The 1,917-nt window shown below is 34.3% G+C and carries 2 protein-coding genes; both read right to left on the bottom strand.

What is annotated here, in order from left to right; translation table 11 throughout:
* On the bottom strand, positions 1–887 hold an 887-nt coding region (locus tag AC979_RS07435; protein WP_049373641.1), incomplete at its 3' end, for an Imm49 family immunity protein.
* Positions 888–904: 17 nt separating this feature from the next.
* Positions 905–1,917: hypothetical protein (locus tag AC979_RS10505; RefSeq protein WP_049373639.1), on the bottom strand; the 1,013-nt coding region annotated here is incomplete at its 5' end.

Raw genomic sequence — 1,917 nt, 5'->3', positions numbered from 1 at the left:
GCTTCTTCCATTCTTTGTTTGACATAATTTACCCAAACTTGATGGGGCGCATCAAAATCAAATAATTTCATAAAATCATAAGGAATTTTATATTCTGCTAATGGATTTATATCAATCAATTCTTTGGGTGCTATAGGGCTATCAATACCCAAATCAAAACCGTGGATTGCTGCGATTTTGGCATACATTAAAACTTGCGGTTGCAAGTAAAAATCAAAATGTAAAAGGGTGTCTTTTGCTGCTCGTTTAGCAAGCTTAAGTTCGAGTAATTTATCTAAAGCCTCTTGCATTCCTTTTATATTTTTATCTGCTAGTGTCACATAAAATTCATGATCAGGAATGCGCTTTAAATCACCACGGGCTTTTTTCTCATCATTTAAGAATGTGAGTGCGCGTTCTTTTAATAATTGCCAATCGCCACTTAATGCCAATAAAGTGTTCGCATTAAAAAAAGGTCTCGTATCAGTTCGTTTATAGGGGACTGAAATATCCACAATTTCATCACGATGTTTAATTAAATAATCAATCAACTTTTGATTATCTGAAAGCAAAATCATAAAAAAGAAATTTGTATTAATCCCGTTGTAAGCCCATTGAAAATCATACTTAGATAAAATACCTAAGAAACCTGCAATAGAAGCATTTTCTTTAAATCCTGAAATATCATTTTCTAATAAATGCTTAGAGGCTAATGCACGATGAAAATCATTTAAATAATGAACTAAAGGAAATACATTTCCTGTAAAATTTTCTATAGGAATTAAAGTAGCAAATAATTCTTTATGATTGAAGTTAACATATTCCTCAACTCTAGCTAGAGTAAAATTCTTAGCTTCATCATAGGTTTTAGCAATCTCACTACCTAAAAAAACCTTATACTTTTCCATATTTACACCTCTTACGACTAATTCTTATTAGGAATCTTCACTGGTAATAACACAACTTTACTATTTGATTTATCTACACCAGCTATAATTGTTTTAACTGATTTACTATTCTGCTCCGCATTTTTTATTGCTAATTTAGTTGGATCATTATTAGGTAATTTATCCAAAACTGCATTTATCCATTCACTTGACAACTGATTGGTGTTTCCTACCCCCTTAGAACTCACCTGAATTGCCCCATTAGCTTTTATTTGTTTACTATCAATAATGACTACTGAACCATCTTTGCCCACTAACACATGATCAAAACCATTATTTGAGCCATATTTTCCGCCTTGTAATGGTTCATAACCTGAACGTTTTGCTAAACCATGAATTAACGACTCTGTTTTTCCGCCTTTAATATCACCATTTTTGACAATGTCATCGATTAAAGCTTGCTCAGCTTTACTAGTTGCTTTTATTTCACAACTTGCTCCACAAACTTTAGTGGCATTGATAAATCCTTTATCAGTTGATACAGCGATATTATCAACTTCATTAATTACTCGATTCAAAACAGTGTGATTAACTACTCTATTTACTTGATTTTTAGTAAAATCAACCACACCGTTTTTCAGTGCTCCCATTGGCTTAACTAACGCCAATCCCGCACCACTTAGCACCACTCCTCCAGTTGAAACACCTTTCATTTTACCTTGGCGGTAACCTTGCATTTCACCCGCGAGTTTTGGATTTTCTTGAAGGGCAAGCGCATAAGCCTCATCCCAATCTTTCAACGAGACCACAACATTATTATAGGTCTTCCCTGGGTTTGAGATTGCTTCCCATAAAGACACTACGGTATCATCTAAATTAACAACCGCATCCGCTGTGTCTTTAATACTATCAATTTGACCCTGAGCCTCTGCAAGCTCTAGACCTTCTTGATATTCTTTAGCTTTATCCTCATCTCCATTGAATAAAACCTTGGCATACATTTCAATGTTTTGCTTACGCTCATCACTAGGATGAACGTCATCAGCCATGC

The sequence above is a fragment of the Parahaemophilus parainfluenzae genome, assembly GCF_001053575.1.
GTDB lineage: Bacteria > Pseudomonadota > Gammaproteobacteria > Enterobacterales > Pasteurellaceae > Haemophilus_D > Haemophilus_D parainfluenzae_S.
This window is presented reverse-complemented; position numbering and strand designations above follow the sequence as displayed.